16 protein-coding genes and 1 other RNA gene are annotated in these 17,517 nt (G+C 66.6%); 10 read left to right on the top strand and 7 right to left on the bottom strand.

Annotated features, from left to right (window positions below; genetic code table 11):
- Window positions 1-6: 6 nt before the first annotated feature.
- The 4 genes from kdpB to ACCQ06_RS04595 all read left to right on the top strand — a co-directional run bounded on the left by kdpB (window position 7) and on the right by ACCQ06_RS04595 (window position 6,169).
- The gene (gene kdpB / locus ACCQ06_RS04580) at window positions 7-2,055 is read left to right on the top strand and encodes a potassium-transporting ATPase subunit KdpB (protein WP_104615860.1); all 2,049 of its coding nucleotides are present in this window, start codon (window positions 7-9) and stop codon (window positions 2,053-2,055) included.
- 3 nt (window positions 2,056-2,058) lie between these two features.
- Entirely contained in the window at window positions 2,059-2,712 is a 654-nt protein-coding gene (kdpC, locus tag ACCQ06_RS04585; RefSeq protein WP_316690459.1) for a potassium-transporting ATPase subunit KdpC, read from the top strand.
- Between the two features lie 90 nt (window positions 2,713-2,802).
- Entirely contained in the window at window positions 2,803-5,463 is a 2,661-nt protein-coding gene (locus ACCQ06_RS04590; RefSeq protein WP_316690461.1) for a DUF4118 domain-containing protein, read from the top strand.
- On the top strand, window positions 5,453-6,169 hold the full coding sequence (locus ACCQ06_RS04595) for a response regulator (RefSeq protein WP_228324425.1): 717 nt from the start codon (window positions 5,453-5,455) through the stop codon (window positions 6,167-6,169). Before ACCQ06_RS04590 ends, ACCQ06_RS04595 begins: the two co-directional genes overlap by 11 nt.
- A gap of 13 nt (window positions 6,170-6,182) precedes the next feature.
- Here the strand turns inward: ACCQ06_RS04595 and ACCQ06_RS04600 are convergent, their stop codons facing one another.
- Genes ACCQ06_RS04600 through ACCQ06_RS04615 form a run of 4 tightly spaced genes read right to left on the bottom strand, consistent with a single transcriptional unit; the run spans window position 6,183 to window position 10,236 of the window.
- Window positions 6,183-7,568: an FAD-binding oxidoreductase gene (locus ACCQ06_RS04600; protein WP_316690464.1), complete on the bottom strand. Its 1,386-nt coding sequence runs from the start codon at window positions 7,566-7,568 to the stop codon at window positions 6,183-6,185.
- Window positions 7,565-8,104, bottom strand: a complete 540-nt coding sequence (locus tag ACCQ06_RS04605) for a metal-dependent hydrolase (protein ID WP_372365142.1) — start codon at window positions 8,102-8,104, stop codon at window positions 7,565-7,567. The genes ACCQ06_RS04600 and ACCQ06_RS04605 overlap by 4 nt, the downstream gene beginning before the upstream one ends.
- A 29-nt stretch (window positions 8,105-8,133) precedes the next feature.
- On the bottom strand, window positions 8,134-8,502 hold the full coding sequence (locus ACCQ06_RS04610; protein ID WP_104615830.1) for a YraN family protein: 369 nt from the start codon (window positions 8,500-8,502) through the stop codon (window positions 8,134-8,136).
- Between the two features lie 3 nt (window positions 8,503-8,505).
- Window positions 8,506-10,236 carry a penicillin-binding protein activator gene (locus ACCQ06_RS04615; protein WP_228324421.1) on the bottom strand — a complete coding sequence of 577 codons (1,731 nt, stop codon included), beginning with the start codon at window positions 10,234-10,236 and terminating at the stop codon, window positions 8,506-8,508.
- A gap of 82 nt (window positions 10,237-10,318) precedes the next feature.
- On the opposite strand from ACCQ06_RS04615, the gene rsmI reads away from it, so the two are divergent.
- Entirely contained in the window at window positions 10,319-11,140 is an 822-nt protein-coding gene (rsmI, locus tag ACCQ06_RS04620) for a 16S rRNA (cytidine(1402)-2'-O)-methyltransferase (protein WP_228324420.1), read from the top strand.
- A 144-nt stretch (window positions 11,141-11,284) separates the two neighbouring features.
- Window positions 11,285-11,637, top strand: an RNA gene (gene rnpB / locus ACCQ06_RS04625) — RNase P RNA component class A.
- A gap of 405 nt (window positions 11,638-12,042) precedes the next feature.
- Here rnpB and ACCQ06_RS04630 read toward each other — a convergent pair.
- Genes ACCQ06_RS04630 through ACCQ06_RS04640 form a run of 3 tightly spaced genes read right to left on the bottom strand, consistent with a single transcriptional unit; the run spans window position 12,043 to window position 13,426 of the window.
- On the bottom strand, window positions 12,043-12,360 hold the full coding sequence (locus tag ACCQ06_RS04630; RefSeq protein WP_316690472.1) for a CcdB family protein: 318 nt from the start codon (window positions 12,358-12,360) through the stop codon (window positions 12,043-12,045).
- Window positions 12,357-12,608, bottom strand: coding sequence for a type II toxin-antitoxin system CcdA family antitoxin (locus ACCQ06_RS04635; protein WP_055850909.1), 252 nt, complete (start codon window positions 12,606-12,608; stop codon window positions 12,357-12,359). Before ACCQ06_RS04635 ends, ACCQ06_RS04630 begins: the two co-directional genes overlap by 4 nt.
- Window positions 12,609-12,658: 50 nt before the next feature.
- A complete protein-coding gene (locus ACCQ06_RS04640) occupies window positions 12,659-13,426 on the bottom strand; it encodes an NRDE family protein (protein ID WP_316690475.1) in 768 nt (255 codons plus the stop codon).
- A 323-nt stretch (window positions 13,427-13,749) separates the two neighbouring features.
- Here ACCQ06_RS04640 and mraZ point away from each other — a divergent pair, with 323 nt between their 5' ends.
- The 4 genes from mraZ to ACCQ06_RS04660 all read left to right on the top strand — a co-directional run bounded on the left by mraZ (window position 13,750) and on the right by ACCQ06_RS04660 (window position 17,516).
- Window positions 13,750-14,196 (top strand): division/cell wall cluster transcriptional repressor MraZ, encoded by a 447-nt coding sequence (gene mraZ, locus ACCQ06_RS04645; protein ID WP_033006748.1) that lies wholly within the window; start codon window positions 13,750-13,752, stop codon window positions 14,194-14,196.
- 14 nt (window positions 14,197-14,210) lie between these two features.
- Window positions 14,211-15,266: a 16S rRNA (cytosine(1402)-N(4))-methyltransferase RsmH gene (gene rsmH, locus ACCQ06_RS04650; RefSeq protein WP_316692499.1), complete on the top strand. Its 1,056-nt coding sequence runs from the start codon at window positions 14,211-14,213 to the stop codon at window positions 15,264-15,266.
- The gene (gene ftsL / locus ACCQ06_RS04655; RefSeq protein ID WP_005991913.1) at window positions 15,263-15,526 is read left to right on the top strand and encodes a cell division protein FtsL; all 264 of its coding nucleotides are present in this window, start codon (window positions 15,263-15,265) and stop codon (window positions 15,524-15,526) included. The genes rsmH and ftsL overlap by 4 nt, the downstream gene beginning before the upstream one ends.
- 127 nt (window positions 15,527-15,653) lie before the next feature.
- Window positions 15,654-17,516, top strand: coding sequence for a peptidoglycan D,D-transpeptidase FtsI family protein (locus ACCQ06_RS04660; RefSeq protein WP_316690485.1), 1,863 nt, complete (start codon window positions 15,654-15,656; stop codon window positions 17,514-17,516).
- The last annotated feature ends 1 nt before the right edge of the window (window position 17,517 follow it).

Genomic DNA, 17,517 nt, shown 5'->3' on the forward strand with positions numbered 1-17,517 from the left:
ATGAGCATGTCTACGATCGATACAACTGAAAAACGCGAGCGCGGTGACGCAGCGTTGTTCGATGCTGCGGTGCTGATCGCAGCGATGCGTGCGGCCTTTATCAAGCTTTCGCCCCGGCATCTGCTGCGTAGCCCGGTGATGGCGGTGGTGATGGGCGGCACGCTGCTGGCAGCGGTGATCACCGCCAGTGGCTATGGCAATGCCGGTTTTGGCTGGGCAGTGACGGTGATCTTGTTTGTCACCGTGCTGTTCGGCAATTTTGCCGAAGCCATTGCCGAAGCGCGTGGCCGTGGGCAGGCGGCATCGTTGCGCCGTGCGCGCAAGGACCTGATCGCGCGCCGCGTCGAAACCGCATTGGGTGGGCGCGAAACCCGCGTGCCGGCGGCCGAGCTGCGTCCGGGCGATTACGTGATGGTGTCCGAAGGCGAATTCGTCCCGGCCGATGGCGAGATCGTGCGCGGCCTTGCCACCATCAACGAAGCGGCGGTGACCGGCGAATCGGCACCGGTGCTGCGCGAAGCCGGCACCGATCGCAGTGGCGTGATCGGCGGCACACGGGTGCTGTCCGACGAGATCGTATTCAAGGTCACGGCCGAACCCGGCCACAGCTTTCTGGATCGCATGATCGCGCTGGTGGAAGGCGCCAATCGACAGAAGACGCCGAACGAAATCGCGCTGACCTTGTTGCTGGCCGCAATGACATTGACCTTCCTGATCGTGGTGGCGTCGCTGCCGGCGATCGCAGGCTTTGTCGGCGTCACGCTGGATCCGCTGCTGCTGATCGCATTGCTGGTGTGCCTGATCCCGACCACCATCGGCGGCCTGTTGCCGGCGATCGGCATTGCCGGCATGAACCGCGCGTTGTCGGCCAATGTGCTGGCTAAATCCGGCAAGGCGGTGGAAGTGGCTGGCGATGTGGACGTGCTGCTGCTCGACAAGACCGGCACCATCACCTACGGCGACCGCCAGGCCACCGCGTTTCATCCGTTGGCCGGTATCGATCGTGCGCAGCTGCGCGATGCCGCGATGCTGGCCTCTCTGGCCGACCCCACGCCGGAAGGCAAATCCATCGTCAAGCTCGCGCGCCAACAAGGTGCCGTGGCCGTCGAACCGGAAGCTGCGCATTTCATCGCTTTCACCGCGCAGACGCGCATGTCGGGGGTCGATCTGGCCGGTCGCGCAATTCGTAAAGGTGCCGGCGATGCAATCGTGGCGTATGTGCAGGCACAGGGCGCCACGGTGTCGCCGGAGTTGAACGGGCGTATCGAAGAAGTGGCACGCGGCGGCGCCACACCGCTGGTGGTCGCCGAAGGCCGGCATGTGCTCGGCGTGGTCGAATTGAGCGACGTGGTCAAGCAGGGCATCAAGGAAAAGTTCGCGCAGTTGCGCGCGATGGGCATCAAGACGGTGATGATCACCGGCGACAACCCGCTCACCGCTGCCGCCATTGCCGCAGAAGCCGGCGTGGACGACTACATCGCGCAGGCGCGCCCGGAAGACAAGCTGGCACGCATCCGTGCCGAGCAAGCCGGCGGGCGGCTAGTCGCGATGGTGGGCGACGGCACCAACGATGCTCCAGCGCTGGCGCAGGCCGATGTGGGCCTGGCGATGAACTCCGGGACGCAGGCGGCCAAGGAAGCCGGCAACATGGTGGATCTGGATTCGGATCCGGCCAAGCTGCTGGCGGTGGTCGAAGTGGGTAAGCAGCAGTTGATCACGCGCGGTGCGTTGACCACTTTCTCGTTGGCCAACGACGTGTCGAAGTATTTCGCGATCCTGCCGGCGTTGTTTGCCGCGGCGATTCCCTCGATGGCCGCGCTCAACGTGATGCAGTTGTCCAGCCCGCGCCATGCGGTGCTGGCGGCGCTGATCTTCAATGCGCTGATCATTCCGGCGTTGATTCCGCTGGCCTTGCGCGGCGTGCGGTTTCGTCCGTCCAGCGCCACCGCCTTGTTGCGCCGAAACATGCTGATCTACGGGCTGGGCGGCATCGTGCTGCCGTTTGCCGCCATCAAATTGATCGATCTGGCGCTTGTCGCCACCCTGGGTGCCTGAGTCATGACCACGTCTTCTACTCATACGCGTTCCACTGCGCTGCCGTTGCGCGACGACGGTGCGTTACGCGCCTCGGTGATCCTCGCGCTGTTCATCCTGTTCGGTTTGGGCCTGTCGTATTCGCTGATCGCCACCGGCATCACCGGCACGTTGTTTCCGGCCCAGGCGCACGGCTCGTTGCTGCGCCAGGACACGCGCGTGGTCGGCTCGGCCTTGGTCGCGCAGCCGTTCACCGCTGCGCGCTATTTCCAGCCGCGTCCATCGGCCGCCAAGTACGACCTCACTGCGGCCGCCGGCAGCAACCAGGCGCGCTCCAATCCCGACCTGCAGGCACGCATCGCCGCCACGCGCGCGGAGGTCGCCGCACGCGACGGGATTGCACCGGATGCGGTGCCGAGCGAGTTGCTCACCCAATCCGGTAGCGGCCTGGACCCGCATCTGAGCCCTGCGGGCGCGCAGGTGCAGGTGCGCCGCGTCGCCGCCGCGCGCGGCTGGCCAGAGCAACGCGTCGCCGCACTGCTGCAAAGCGCCACCGAAGCGCCACAGTTCGGTCTGCTTGGCCAGCCGCGGGTGAATGTGCTGGCGTTGAATCTTGCGTTGGATCAGGCTGGGAATGGAGAAACGGGAATAGAGAATGGGGTGAAGCAAAAGCGCTAAGCGCATCAGGCCACTGTAGGCTTTGCGATTCCCGATTCCCGATTCCCGATTCCCGATTCCCGATTCCCGATTCCCGATTCCCCATTCCCGATGATTGACGCCCGCACCCAACAAGCCGACGCGCTGATCGGCGAACTGCAACGCGAACACGGCGGGCGCCTGACGGTGTTTTTGGGCGCGGCGCCCGGCGTGGGCAAGACCTACGCCATGCTGTCACGGGCGCGCGAGCGCTTGCGGCAGGGAATGGACGTAGTGGCCGGCATTGTGGAAACCCACGGGCGTAGCGAAACCGCCGCGCTGCTGGACGGCTTGCCGCTGCTACCGCGCACACGCGTGAGCTACCAGGGCCGCACACTGGAAGAACTCGATCTGGATGCGCTGCTGGCGCGCAAACCGCGCCTGGCACTGATCGACGAGCTGGCCCATCGCAACGTGCCCGGCAGCCGTCACGAGCGGCGATGGCAGGACATCGTCGAGCTGCTGGATGCCGGCATCGATGTCTACACCACGGTCAACATCCAGCATCTGGAAAGTCTCAACGACATCGTGCTGCGCATCACCGGCGTGCGCGTGTCCGAAACGGTGCCCGATGCGGTGTTCGATCGCTTGCGCGACATCGTGCTGGTGGATCTGCCGCCACGCGAACTGATCGAGCGCCTGCAGCAGGGCAAGGTCTATTTGCCGGAACAGGCGACGCAGGCCTTGCAGGCGTTTTTTTCGCCATCCAATCTGACCGCACTGCGCGAGTTGGCGATGCAGACCGCCGCCGACCGCGTCGACAGCGATCTGCGCGATACCCAGGCCGCGCGTGGGTTGCCCGGTACCGCCGCACTGCGCCGCCGTGTGGTGGTGGCCATCGATGGGCGTGGCAGCTCGGAGTATCTGGTGCGGGTGGCGCGGCGATTGTCCGAACGCCGCGATGCACCGTGGACCGTGGTCACCGTGCAGACGCGCACCGTGGCCGATGCCGGCTGGCAGTTGGAGATCGACCGCGCCTTCGCACTGACGCGTCGCCTGGGTGGCGACACCGCGTTGCTGCATGGCGCCAATGTCGCCGAGGCCTTGCTGGATTTCGCATCGCAAAACGGCATCTCGACCCTGGTGCTCGGGCGGACCCGCGAGCGTCCGTTGGCGCGCATGTTCAACCGCACCTTGACCCAGCAATTGCTGCAACGTGGCGCGCATTACGAACTGGTCATCGTCAGCTCCGCCGATGCGCGTGCACGTGCGCGTCAGCGCTGGCGCAATCCACGCCATTGGCTGCAGGGCTACGACCTGGCTTTTGCCGCCATCGCCGCCGCCGGTGCGGTGGCTGTGGCGTGGCTGTTGCAGCGCTGGACCGATATCGACGATCTGTCGATGGTGTTCATCGTCGCCGTGGTGCTGGTCGCCTCGCGCACGCGCATGGCCGCTGCGGTGATCGCGGCATTGCTGAGTTTTGTCGCCTACAACTTCTTCTTCATCGAACCGCGCTTCACCTTGCACATCAGTGCGCGCCAGGGCGTGGTAACGGTGTGTCTGTTCCTGATTGCCGCACTGGTTGCCGGGCGCCTGGCCTCGCGGCTGCGTAGCCAGGTATTGGCGCTGCGTGCGGCCAATGCGCATGCCAACGCGCTGCAGGCGCTGGGCCGCCAGCTCAGCACGGCCGCCGATCTTGGCCAGGTGTTGGAAGCCGGCCGCCGTGCATTGACCACCGCACTGGATGCCGAGGTCTGGCTGCGCCTGGAGCAGCGCGAAAGCGACGCACCGGCCAGCTTCGGCGGACTCGACCGCAGCGCGGCGGAGTGGACGCAGCGGCATGGGCAACCTGCGGGCCGCTTCACCGATACGCTGGCCGGTGCGCAATGGTGGTGCCTGCCGGTACGCCACGAGCGCGGCAGCCTGGGTGTGGCGGCGCTGCGCTTCCGGCAGGCCGTGCAGCGTCCTGGCCTGGAGCAACGTCGGCTGGCCGAAGCGATGGTGGACGACATCGGCCAGGCCGCGCTGCGCACGCGGCTGGTCGCGGATCTGGAAGGCGCACGCGTGAGCGGCGAAACCGAGCGCCTGCGCTCGGCGCTGCTGTCGTCCGTCTCGCACGACCTGCGCTCGCCGCTGGCCTCGATGATCGGTTCGGCCAGCAGCCTGGCCAGCTATGGCGATGCGATGGATGCGCAGGATCGCCATGCCTTGCTCGACACCATCCAGCTCGAAGGCGAGCGGCTGGATCGCTATATCCAGAACCTGCTCGACATGACCAAGCTCGGCCACACCGGGCTGACCTTGAATCGCGACTGGATCGGCGTGGACGAGTTGATCGGCTCGGCCACCCGCCGCCTGCAGCGCTACCAACCGGATGTGCGCCTGCAACTGGACCTGGCCGCCGACCTGCCGGCGATCTGGGTGCACCCGGCGCTGGTGGAACAAGCCATCTTCAACGTGCTGGAAAATGCGGCGAAGTTTTCGCCACCGGGCATGGCCGTCACCGTGCAGGCGCAGCTGCGCAGCGGCGCCTTGCAGATCGATATCGGCGACCAGGGGCCGGGCATTCCCGAAGACGAGCGCGCGCGCATCTTCGACATGTTTTACAGCGTCGAACGCGGCGACCGCGGCCGTCACGGCACCGGCCTGGGGCTGACCATCTGCCAAGGCATGATCGGCGCGCACGGTGGCAGCGTCGAGGCGCTGGCCGGGGGACATGGTCACGGCACCACGATCCGCATTACGCTGCCGTTGCTCGTTCCTGCCGCGCCGCCTCGCCCCGATGCCGACTGACACCCCTGCCATCCCGCCCGCCCGCGTGCTGATCGTCGACGACGAGCCGCAGATCCGCCGTTTTCTCGATATCAGCCTGCGCGCGCAGGGATACCGCGTGCTGCAGGCCGGCACCGGCGAAGAAGGGCTGGCGCTGTTGGCCGGGCAGGGCGCCGAACTGGTGGTGCTGGATATCGGCCTGCCCGATCGCGACGGCCATGAAGTGCTGCGCGAGATCCGTCAATGGTCCAACGTGCCGGTGATCATGCTTACCGTGCGCGCCGGCGAAACCGAAAAGGTCGCCGCCCTCGATGCCGGCGCCAACGACTACGTCACCAAACCGTTCGGCGTGCAGGAACTGATGGCGCGCATCCGCTCGCTGTTGCGTCAGGCCGGCGCCGGCACCACGGTGGAAGAAAGCGTCTTCGACGATGGCCGCCTGCATATCCATCTGGGCCTGCGCGAAGTCACCCTCAATGGCGAAGCCATCCCGCTGAGTCGCAAGGAATACGCCTTGCTCGCGTTGCTGCTCAAACATGCCGGCCGCGTGGTGACGCAACCGCAATTGCTGCGCGAAGTGTGGGGACCCACCCACGAAGAAGACACCCACTACCTGCGCATCCTGGTCGGCAAGCTACGCCAGAAACTGCACGACGACGCTGCCGACCCGCATTACATCGTCACCGAACCGGGTGTGGGGCTGCGCTTTATCGGTGTGACGCGTTGAAGCAATACCCGCACTAGGCCGGCGGCAGCACCTTGCCCGGATTCAAGATCCCATCCGGATCCAGCGCGGCCTTGATCGCGCGCATCGCCGCCAGCGTCGGTGCGCTGAAGGCCTGGGCCATGAAATCGCGCTTGGCCACGCCAATACCGTGCTCGCCGGAGAGCGTGCCTTCCAGCGACAGCACCAGCGCGAAGACCCGCGGTAATGCCGCATGCGCGCGCGCGTCTTCGTAGGCATCGTCCGGGTCGTACATGATGTTGACGTGCAGGTTGCCGTTGCCGGCATGGCCGAAGGCGACGATCGGCAGCGCGAATTCCGCCGCCAGCGCTTCCACGCCTGCAACCAGCTCCGGGATGCGCGAGACCGGCACCACCACGTCTTCGTTGATCTTGCCGGGCTTGATGGTGCGCAATGCGGGAGACAACGCACGGCGTGCCGCCCACAGTTTGTCGCGCGCGCTGCCATCGGCGGCGATGTCCAGGCTGAGCACGCCATCGCCATCGGCGGCATCGTGCAAGGCCTGCAATGCGTAAGGCAGCGTGTCGTGATCGCCATCGGCTTCGATCAACAACATGGCGCCAGCCTCGGGCACGTCGCTGCCATTGCGGCGCAGTAACGCGATCGCACTGGCATCCATGAATTCCAGCATGGTCGGCGTGGTGGGTTGCGCCATCAGCCGCGACACCGCGGCCGCAGCGCTGGCAGCATCGCGGTACAACGCGCGCAGCCCGGCTTGCGCAACTGCGCGCGGGGTCAGCTTCAAGGTCGCTTCGACGATGATCGCCAGCGTGCCTTCGCTGCCAACCAGTAAATGGGTGAGGTCGTAGCCGGTGGAGTTCTTGGTGTACGCACCGCCGCAGCGGATGACATCGCCGGTGCCGGTCACCGCGACCAGTCCGAGCACGTTGTCGCGGGTGGCGCCGTACTTCACCGCGCGCGGTCCGCCGGCGTTGGTGGATAAATTTCCGCCGATGCTGCAGATCTCCGCGCTGGACGGGTCCGGCGGCCAGAACAAACCATGCGGCTGCAAGGCCTGCTGCAGATCGCCATTGAGCACGCCAGGCTGCACCACGGCGCAGCGGTCTTCCGGGCGCAATGCCACGATGAGATTCATGCGCGCCATCGACACCACCACGCCGCCGGAAAACGGCACCGCCGCGCCGGTGGTGCCGGTGCCCGCACCGCGCGCCACGATCGGCACGCCATGCGCGCGGCATGCCTGCACGATCGCCACCACATCGTCGGTATCGCGCGGCAACGCCACCGCGGCGGGCAGTGCCCAGCGATGCGAATCGTCTTCGCCATAACGGCGGCGCGCATCAGCACCGGTCAACCAGCCATCGGGTCCAAGTCGCGCGGCCAACAGCTCGGCTAGCGCGGTGGGAAGTACATCGGTCATTGCGGGTGATCCTGTGGTGCGGCGCGCTGGATGCATCGAAACCCCAGTGCGGCGACGGTGAGCGGTAGCCAGACCCAACGCAGCTCGGAGAGCAGCGTGTTCAAGCCGCGCGCATTGAAAAACCCGTTGGCGAACGGCGAGACGCGAATCGGCCGCCACGGCGCGAACCAGCGCGTTTCGCTCCACGGCCAGGCCAACACCACGCCGAGCCCGCCGGAGGTCATCGCATCCAGGATCGGGTGCGATGCGCTGCAGACAAACAGCCACACCGCTGCCTGCACGACATCCGCACGCAGGCTGCGATGTGCCACCGCGCCTAGCAGTGCGATGACGCTGGCGAACAATAACGAATGGCTGGCACCGCGGTGACCAAATGCATCGGCATACGGAACGTGCAACGCAAACGCCAGCACGTCCGCGTCGGGCAACATCGCCGCCACGATGCCGGCACCGAGCAGACGCGGCGAAATGCGTCCGCGGTCGCTGGCGTACCAAAGTGCCAACGGCACTGCGGCGTGGGTCATGATGGTCGGCATCGAACGTCGTTAGTCGAACTTCTGAAGCATCAGCAATCGTCGGCGCGGAAAGCGTCGCGGATCCAGTGCAGCACCGGTGGTTCGCCGCTGGCCTCGACCACGTCGAAGCGACACGGCAGCGCTGCCAGCGCGGGGTGAGAGACAAGAAACAACTGCGCCGCCAACACCAGCTTGCGGCGCTTGCGCACATCCACCGAAGTCGCGCCGCCGCCGAAGCGGATGTCGCGGCGGTAACGCACTTCCACGAACACCAGCGCCGGCCCGTCGCGCATCACCAGATCCAGCTCGCCGCCGCGGTAGTTGGCATTGCTCACCACCAGGCGCAAGCCGGCCTGCTCCAGCATCACGCGTGCGGCCGCTTCCACTGCCGCACCACGTTGCTGGCGCGCTGCCGGCATGGCTCAGCGACCGTCGGCGATCGGCACCGGGCGGCCACCGTTGAAGGTGGACCATGCCGGCGTGCGCAGCACATTGCCGAAGCCGTCCAGATGCAAGGTGCCGGTGGCGCCGCGCAGGCCGCCGTCGGTGCCGGTGGCGAGTTTTTCCAGGTATGCGCTGATCTTCCAGGCGTCGTAGCCGAACGCGAACAGGCGTGCGGCCGGGCCGCGTGCGCTGGGCAGGGTGCTGGCGACCTGGCTGGCCGCCGGCAGGCCGGAGACGCCGAGCGCGGTCCAGGTTTCGCTGGGGTAGATGATGCCGTCCAGCGCCAGGTCGTCTTCGACCTTGCCGGTGCCGGCCACCAGCTGCGAGGTGCCCACGCGCGACTTGCCGGCAAACCCGCTCAAGGCCAGCTGCGGCGCCAGCGCGCGCGCGGTATTGCCGCGCACCGCCAGGAACACCGCATCGGCAGTGCCGTAGTTGCGCAGCTGCGCACCGATGTCGCCCGGTGCATCGGCCACGCTGATGCTGCCGGCGACCTTGCCGCCGCGCTCGGTGAAGCGGTCGCGGAAGGCCTTGATGGTGCGCTTGCCGTTGTCGTCGCCGGTGCCCACGATCAGCACGTTGCGGCGTTCGCGCGAGAGCAGATATTCGGCGGCCATGATGCCGTCGTCTTCCGGCGCCAGCGAGAAACCCGCGCTGCCAGCGGGCGGCGCCTTGTTGTCGGTGGGGCGGTTGAGCGCCAGCACCGGCACGGCGAGCTGGCCGCGCGCGAACAACGCGCTGACTTCGTCGCGACCGAGCGGGCCGACCACGTAATCGACACCGGCGCCCACGGCTTTGTCGTAGGCGGCGTTGGCACCGGCAGCGGTGCCGGCGGTGTCGAAGAACTGCACCTCCGGGCGGCGGCGGGTTTCGGCGTAGTAGCCAGCCAGCAGCCCATCGCGCACCGGCGCGGCGGCGGTGGCCAGATTGCCGGTGAGCGGCAACAGCACTGCGAGTTTGACCGGCGGGCGGTAACCGTCGCGCTCGGCCGGCGGACGCTTGCTGGTGTCGAAGCCCCATTGCGCATCGCGATCGAATGCGCGCGGCAACGCCAGGCCGCGGCTGATCAACGCGCGGCCGGCAAAGTTGTACAGCGGGTCGCCGGCCGGTAGCGCGGCGGTGCGGCCTTTGAGCGTGGCATCGTCCAGCGCCGCCAGCAGACGCACGATGGCGCGCTGGTTGTCGCTGCGCGGCGTGCCGGTCAGGCTGGCATCGGCGCGTGCCCGGTCGGCGGCGGCGCCGAACAGGTCGCCGGTGGCTTCCAGTGCGGCGGCGCGTGCCACCAGCCAGCGCGTCTGCAGCGGCTGGGTCAGCCCCTGCGGGCTGTCGCCCAGCGCCTGCAGCGCCTGCGCACCCTGCTTGTCGATCACCGCCAGCTCGCCGGTGAGCAGCGCGAAGCGGGCGCGCTCTTCGCCGCTCAGATGGCGCGGGTTGACCTGCGCCAGCAGCGTGCGTGCACGGGCATCGTCGCCGGCGTCGTGCCAGCCGAATGCGGCCGCGGCCAGCAGACGGCTGCGCTGCGCACCGCTGGCACCGGCGGCTTCGGCTTCCAGCTGCTGCGCCGCTTCGCGCGGCTTGCCCTGGTCCAGCAACGCCAGCGCCGCGCTCTGCGTCGGCGAGGCAGTTTGGGTGATGCTGCTGGTGGCGCAGCCGGCCGCCAGCATGACCAGCAACGACAGGGCGGAGATCCTTGCAACACGCTTGTTCATTTCAGATCCATTGGACAGGGGCCGCCAGGGCGGTCCGTTGAAAACCGCTACGATTCTACCCTTTGCCCCCGGAAGACCGCTGATGATGTCCCCTGGAACCCTGCACGTGGTCGCCACGCCGATCGGCAATCTGGCCGACCTGTCGCCGCGCGCGCAGGAGGTGTTGCGTGGCGTGGCCGCGATCTGCGCCGAAGACACCCGCCACACCCGCCAATTGCTCAGCCATTTCGGCATCGACCGCCCGCTGTTGGCCCTGCACGACCACAACGAAGAGGCGATGTCCGAGCGCATCGTGGCGCGCCTGCGCGAGGGCGAGTCGCTGGCCATCGTCAGCGACGCCGGCACCCCGCTGGTCAGCGACCCCGGCTTCAAGCTGGTGCGCGCCGCCCGCGTCGCCGGCATCAAGGTCAGCCCGGTGCCGGGCGCCTGCGCGGCGATTGCCGCGCTCAGCGTGGCCGGTCTGCCCAGCGACCGCTTCAGCTTCGAGGGGTTTTTGCCGGCCAAGAGCGCTGCGCGCCGGGAGCGCCTGGCGCACCTGGCTGGCGAGACCCGCACCCTGGTGTTTTACGAATCGGCGCACCGCATCGTCGATTCGCTGGCCGACCTGCGCTTGGCCTTCGGCGAGGACCGCCCGGCGGTGATCGCCCGCGAGCTGACCAAACTGTTCGAAACCGTGCTCGACGGCAGCCTGGCCGAGTTGCAGGCCAAGGTCGAAGCCGACGACAACCAGCGCAAGGGCGAGTTTGTGGTGATGGTGCAGGGCGCCGCCGACGCCGCCGAAGGCCAACTCGCCGAAGGCCGCCGTGTCTACGCCAAACTCGCCGAACACCTGCCGCCCTCCACCGCCGCCAAGCTCGCCGCCGAGCTGACCGGTGCGCCGCGCAAGGCGTTGTATGGCGGCTAGGGTGGTCGTCGCGAGCGCACTGTGATCGGCGATGACGCGTTATCGGTAACGCTGCTCGCGCCCGGGTGCGCTCCTACGGTCAATGGCAGGTTGGAAACGCTGCGCCGTTCTGGCTTGTGGCGATAGCGTAGAATGCGCCCCGGCGGAGTCGGCCAGACAGTCGCGTCACTCGCAAGGGTGCCGAGGAAAGTCCGGGCTCCATAGGGCAAGGTGCCAGGTAACGCCTGGGCGGCGCAAGCCGACGGAAAGTGCAACAGAGAGATACCGCCGAACGGTCTCGCAAGAGGCGCGTGGTAAGGGTGAAATGGTGCGGTAAGAGCGCACCGCGAGTCCGGTAACGGACCGGCACGGCAAACCCCACCTGGAGCAAGACCAAATAGGGATCCATTGGCGTGGCCCGCGCTGGATCCGGGTAGGTTGCTTGAGCGCTGCGGTGACGTAGCGCCTAGACGAATGACTGTCCACGACAGAACCCGGCTTATCGGCCGGCTCCGCCGCCTCACGCGGGCCCCGCTCCGGGCATGCCAGAACCCCGCGGCTGTGTCGCTGCCTTCTTTGGGCGTTCGCCCCAAGAAGACACCCACGTTTCGTACCGCCTGCGGCAGTACAAAACGCGGGCCCCGCTCCGGGCATGCCAGAACCCCGCGGCTGTCGCCGCGCCCCCTTGACTCAAGGGGGCTTGCAGTTAGGTGGTTGGTCGAGGCGCTGGCGCGATGCGCTCGCTTGCCCCAATTGCGGAATGGTTAGCCGAGTGACTGGTTGAATGGCGCGTCCAGCGATTTGATGGGCATGCCAGAACCCCGCGGCTGTCGCCGCGCCCCCTTGACTCAAGGGGGCTTGCAGTTAGGTAGTTGGTCGAGGCGCTTGCGCGCTGCGCTCGCTTGCCCGTATTGGCGAGATGGCTAGCCGAAGGAGCGGGTGAACAGCTCGTCCAGGGCGTCGATGATGGTCTGGCCTTGGTCCTTGAGGGAGCCGGCAGGGTTGTTGAGCACTGCGAGCGGCACCGAGGTCATTTCCAGGGGTTGCAGGATGACGCGTTGGCCGGCGACGGTGAATTCCGGGGTGAAGCGAGACGGGGTCGGCGAGTGCTTGGATTTGATCACCAAGGGCACGACGACGCGACGGGGGGCGGCGTCGAAGATCTTCGACTGGACCACGACCACGTAGGGAATGTTCTTGTTCTGTCCGACGTTTGCGTAGACATCGAACTGGTCGGTCATAAGGTGGAGAACTCGTCGGCAAAGGAGCCGTGCGTGTCGGTGAAGGTCTTCCATTCGCTTGCGGCGCGCTGCAACTCCATCGCTCTGGCGCTATGGCTGTCGCGCTCTTTGGTGACGTAGTCGGCCAGCAGTTCTTCGACCTTTGCCGACAGGTTGCCGGTCATCGCCCGTGCCTGTGCGGCCAGGTCCGAGTTGATGGTCAGGTTCAGCGGTTTCTTTTGCGCGGAACTGTCGTAGTAACGGCTCATGGTCGGCCTCCTGTCGTTCATGCGCACGCTATGCGCATGATTGCCCAGTGTCAACGCGTACCGAAAATGTCCAGCCGTGTTTCGCCCTGGAATGTTCCACCGGGGCCGAAGCGGCGTTCGTGGATGAAGCCGCTGCCTTCATGATCCACCGCCACGATGGTGCTGGCGCGGGTGCCGTAGCTCTGGCCGGCGATGAAGGCGGCCGAGAGCAGGCGTTCGGTGGGTAGATCGACGCCGGTGTGAGGCAGGGCATCGTCGGAAGCGACGGCAGCGTTACCCAAGGCGGTCCACAGCGGTTGCAGGTCCTCGCTGCCTGTGGCGCACCAGTCATGCAAGACCGCAGTTAGCGCAACGGTCTTGGGCCAGGGCGCGTCCAGCGGGCCGTTGGACATTCCATGGATGCCGGGAGCCAGCGTGCGTGCCAGCGGCGGGTGATTGCTGAGGTGTTCGCAGCGCTCGGCGTCGCACAGCAGCAGGTTGAACGGTGGGAACGCGTGTCCGTCCGCGGCCAGTTCCTGGGCATAGGCAGTAGCGTCGGAACTGCCGGATAGATAGTCGGCAATCAGATGACCGCGCGAGCGCCCGGACATGGTGGCCATCGGGTCGCGCACGTTGGTGACCACGGCGACTCGGCCGTCGCTGCCCAGTCCGACCCAACTTCCGCCCGAGCGCAGGTCGCGCCCAGCCAGCACGCTGTCGGAAGGCGCCGCCCACTGCGCGAGCGGTGCGGTGGGGCGTTCGTGGAATTCATCGCGGTTGCCTACCAGCAGCAGGCGCCAACGCGGGTGAGTTTTCCAGGCAAGAGCGACTAAGCACATGCCGGCGATTGTCGCCCGTCTGCGCAGTCGCAGGGTGCTGCTGGCGCAGTGTGAAGTGAGACGCGGGTCGAGTTTACGCGGCCTTCACGCCCCTGAATTTTTGTTCAATCTCAAAATCTGAGACGAAACAGCAACTTGTGGATAAGCTTTGAACAAGTCTCTAAAGAGTGCTGCAACTCATTGATGCGACTGGCGATTTACGACCTTGAAAACTGTTGACAACCTTTGGCGCGCTGCTAAGGTGGGCATCGGAGGGAAAACCAGGTGTTTTGTGGTTTTTCGTGGTTCAATGATCCCCCAGCGGGTATTCGAGGTTGCATTCGGTGTTTCAGGGCGAGACTGCCATCACGGTGGACGACAAAGGGCGCATGGCGGTACCAACCGCGTATCGCGACCTGGTCACGCGTGTGAGCGGCAACCGCCTGGTGCTCACCTACAACCCGTTCGAAGCCGGTTGCCTGTGGCTGTATGCGGAGAAGGAGTGGGAGCGGGTGCGCGACGATGTGATGTCCAAGCCCAACACCCAGCGCGTGGTCCGCACGCTGCAGCAAAAACTGGTGGGTTCCTCTGCCGTGCTTGAGTTGGACGCCAATGGCCGTCTGAGCATTCCGGCCAGCCACCGCAACGCGGTCGGCATCGAGAAGAAGGCCGTGCTGCTTGGCATGGGCGACAAATTCGAACTCTGGAGCGAGCAGGCACATCGCGCACTGATCCAGCAGACATTGTCTGACGGGGATCTGGGCGATGAATTGCTCGATCTCAGGTTGTGAGCCGGGGTGCCCGGATGCGCGGTGAAGCGCAGCCCGGTCACCCGGTGTCGCAGCCGCCGGCGGCCCATGTGCCGGTGCTGTACACGCAGGTTCTGGATGGCCTGCAGGTGACCGAAGGCGGAACCTATCTCGATGGCACGTTCGGGCGTGGCGGACACGCACGCGGCGTGCTGGAACACCTTGGCCCGGGAGGTCGACTGCTGGTGATGGATAAGGACCCTGAAGCGATCGCGGTGGCCGAACAGACGTTCGGCGGCGATGCGCGCGTGTCCATCCATCGCGGCAGCTTCGCCGGGCTCGGTCAGGTGGTCGCCGCTGCGACCGTCGACGGCATCCTGCTCGACCTGGGCGTGTCCTCGCCGCAGCTGGACGTGGCCGGCCGCGGTTTCAGTTTCGGCAAGGACGGCCCGCTGGACATGCGCATGGATCCGGACAGCGGCCAGAGCGCTGCGCAGTGGCTGGCCCACGCCAGCGACCGCGAGATCGCCGATGTGTTGTGGACCTATGGCGAAGAGCGCCAGAGCCGCCGCATCGCGCGCGCCATCGTGGCGCGCCGTACCGAGCAACCGCTGCTGCGCACCGCGCAGCTGGCCGACCTGATCGCCTCGGTGATGCCGCGCGGCGACAGCAAGACCCATCCGGCCACACGCAGCTTCCAGGCCATCCGCATCCACATCAACCGCGAGCTGGCCGATCTGGAAGCTGGGCTGGAGGCCGCTTTGGGCGCGCTCAAGCCGGGCGGCCGGCTGGCGGTGATCAGCTTCCACTCGCTGGAAGACCGCATCGTCAAGCAGTTCATGGCCCGCTACGCGAAGGCCCCGCCGAGCAATCGCCGCCTGCCCGAAGCGCAGCCGTTCGTGCCGACGCTGCAGCTGATCAGCGGCGCGGTCAAGGCCGACGACGCCGAGTTGAACATCAACCCCCGCGCTCGCAGCGCGGTGTTGCGCTTGGCCGAGAAGCTGGGAATGGGGAATCGGGAATCGGGAATGGATAACGGCGACAGCGCTGCTCCCCGATTCCCAAATCCCGATTCCCGATTCCCGGCGTCTCCGAACGGAGACGTCCAATGAGCCGCCTGCTGCTGATCGTGCTGCTGGCCTGCAGCATCGCCTCGGCGATCGGGGTGGTGTACATGCGCCACATGCACCGCAAGCTGTTCGTGCAGTTGTCCAAGCTCGAACACACGCGTGACGAGTTGAACATCGAATTCGGCCGGCTGCAGCTGGAGCAGGCCACCTGGGCGGAAAGCAACCGTGTCGATCAGGTCGCGCGTGCGCGCATCGGGATGAAGTTCCCGGAGACCAACGACATCGTGGTGGTGCGCCCATGACCAAGTCGCACAGCAGCCGTTGTGTACGGGCAAGCTGCCCGCAGGGTGGCGCACATGCATCTTCGCCCATGACACAACGGCACGACAGCCGTTTTGCACGGGCACTCCGCGCACACGGAGGTGCGCCATGAAAGCCGGTCGCAACCGCCCCCGCAGCAACTTCAACCTGCGCGGCCGGCTGACCCTGGTCGGTATCGCGCTGGGCCTGTGTTCGGTGACGTTGATCGGGCGCGCCGCATTCGTGCAGCTGGTCAACCGCGATTTCTATCAGCGCCAGGGCGAAGCGCGCTATCTGCGTGAGCTGCCGATCGCCACCTCGCGCGGCATGATCACCGACCGCAATGGCGAGCCGTTGGCGGTGTCCACGCCGGTGGAATCGATCTGGGTCAATCCGCAGGAACTGCTGCGCAACCCCGACCGCATTCCCGAGTTGGCCAAGGCGCTCGGCCAGCCGCTGGACGAGTTGAATGCCAAGCTGGCGCAGAAGGCCGGCAAGGAATTCATGTACCTGCAGCGCCGGATCAACCCGGACAAGGCGCATGCGATCGTCGAGTTGAAGATCCCGGGCGTGTTTTCGCAGCGCGAGTTCCGTCGCTTCTATCCGCAAGGCGAAGCGATGGCCCACGTGCTGGGCTTCACCAATATCGACGACCGCGGCCAGGAAGGGCTGGAGCTGGCCTTCGACGAATGGCTGCGCGGCAAGCCCGGCTCCAAGAAGGTGGTGCGCGATGCGCGCGGCGCCATCGTGGAGAGCGTGGATCTGGTGCGTCCGGCGCAGCCGGGCAAGGACCTGACGCTGAGCATCGACCGCCGCATCCAGTTCCTGGCCTACAAGGAACTGCGCAACGCGCTGGTCGAAAACAATGCCGCTGGCGGGTCGATGGTGGTGATGGATGTCGCCACCGGCGAAGTGCTGGCGATGGTCAACCTGCCGACCTACAACCCCAACTCGGTGACCGGCATCAATCCGTCGGCGCGGCGCAATCGCGCGGTCACCGATCTGGTCGAGCCGGGTTCGACGATGAAGCCGCTGACCGTGGCCACGGCACTGACTGCCGGCGTGGTGACCAAGGACACCGTCATCGATACCAACCCCGGCTATATGTCGGTGGGACGCTTCACCATTCGCGATGTGCCGCGCAACAACGGCGTACTCAACGTCACCGGCGTGATCACCCGCAGCTCCAACATCGGTGCGGCCAAGATCGCGGCCAAGGTGCCGGACCAGACGTTCTATCAGTCGATCCGCAACTTCGGTTACGGCAGCGCGCCGCATAGCGGGTTTCCGGGAGAATCGGCCGGTGTGGTGCTGCAGCCGGCGCGCTGGAGCGGCCCGTCCAAGACCACGATGTCGTACGGCTACGGCCTGTCGGTGACGCCGCTGCAGATTGCGCAGGCGTACGCCACGCTGGGCAACGGCGGCAAGCTGACGCCGCCCACCTTCGTGCGTGGCCAGCACAACGAGACCCGTCAGGTGGTCACCCCCGAGGTGGCGCGTGAGGTCATCGACATGATGGAAACCGTGGTCACCCAGGGCGGTGCCAAGGGCGCGGCGATCCTGGGCTATCACGTGGCCGGCAAGACCGGTACCGCGCGCAAGAACGGCGCCAACGGCTATGAGCGCGGGCATTACAACGCGCTGTTCGCCGGTCTGGTGCCGGCCACGCGCCCGCGCTTTGCCACCGTCATCGTCATCAACGATCCGCAGGGCAAGGTGTATTACGGCGGCCTGGTGTCGGCACCGGTGTTCCACAAGGTGATGGAAGGTGCGCTGCGGTTGATGGACGTGCCGCCGGACGATATCCAGTCGTGGCTGGCCGCGCAGGCCGCCGGCAAGACCGGTCAACCGATCGTCAAGCCGCAACCGGCAGATCTGGACCCGGCGCTGGTACCGGACCCTGTGGACGAAGTATCGGCCGGCATTCCGACCGCGATCGCACCGCCGCCAGCGCCTGCGCAGCCTGCGCCGTTGCAGGAGAGCCGTCAGTGAG

This window comes from Xanthomonas sp. NCPPB 4467 (assembly GCF_041475665.2).
Classification (GTDB): domain Bacteria; phylum Pseudomonadota; class Gammaproteobacteria; order Xanthomonadales; family Xanthomonadaceae; genus Xanthomonas; species Xanthomonas dyei.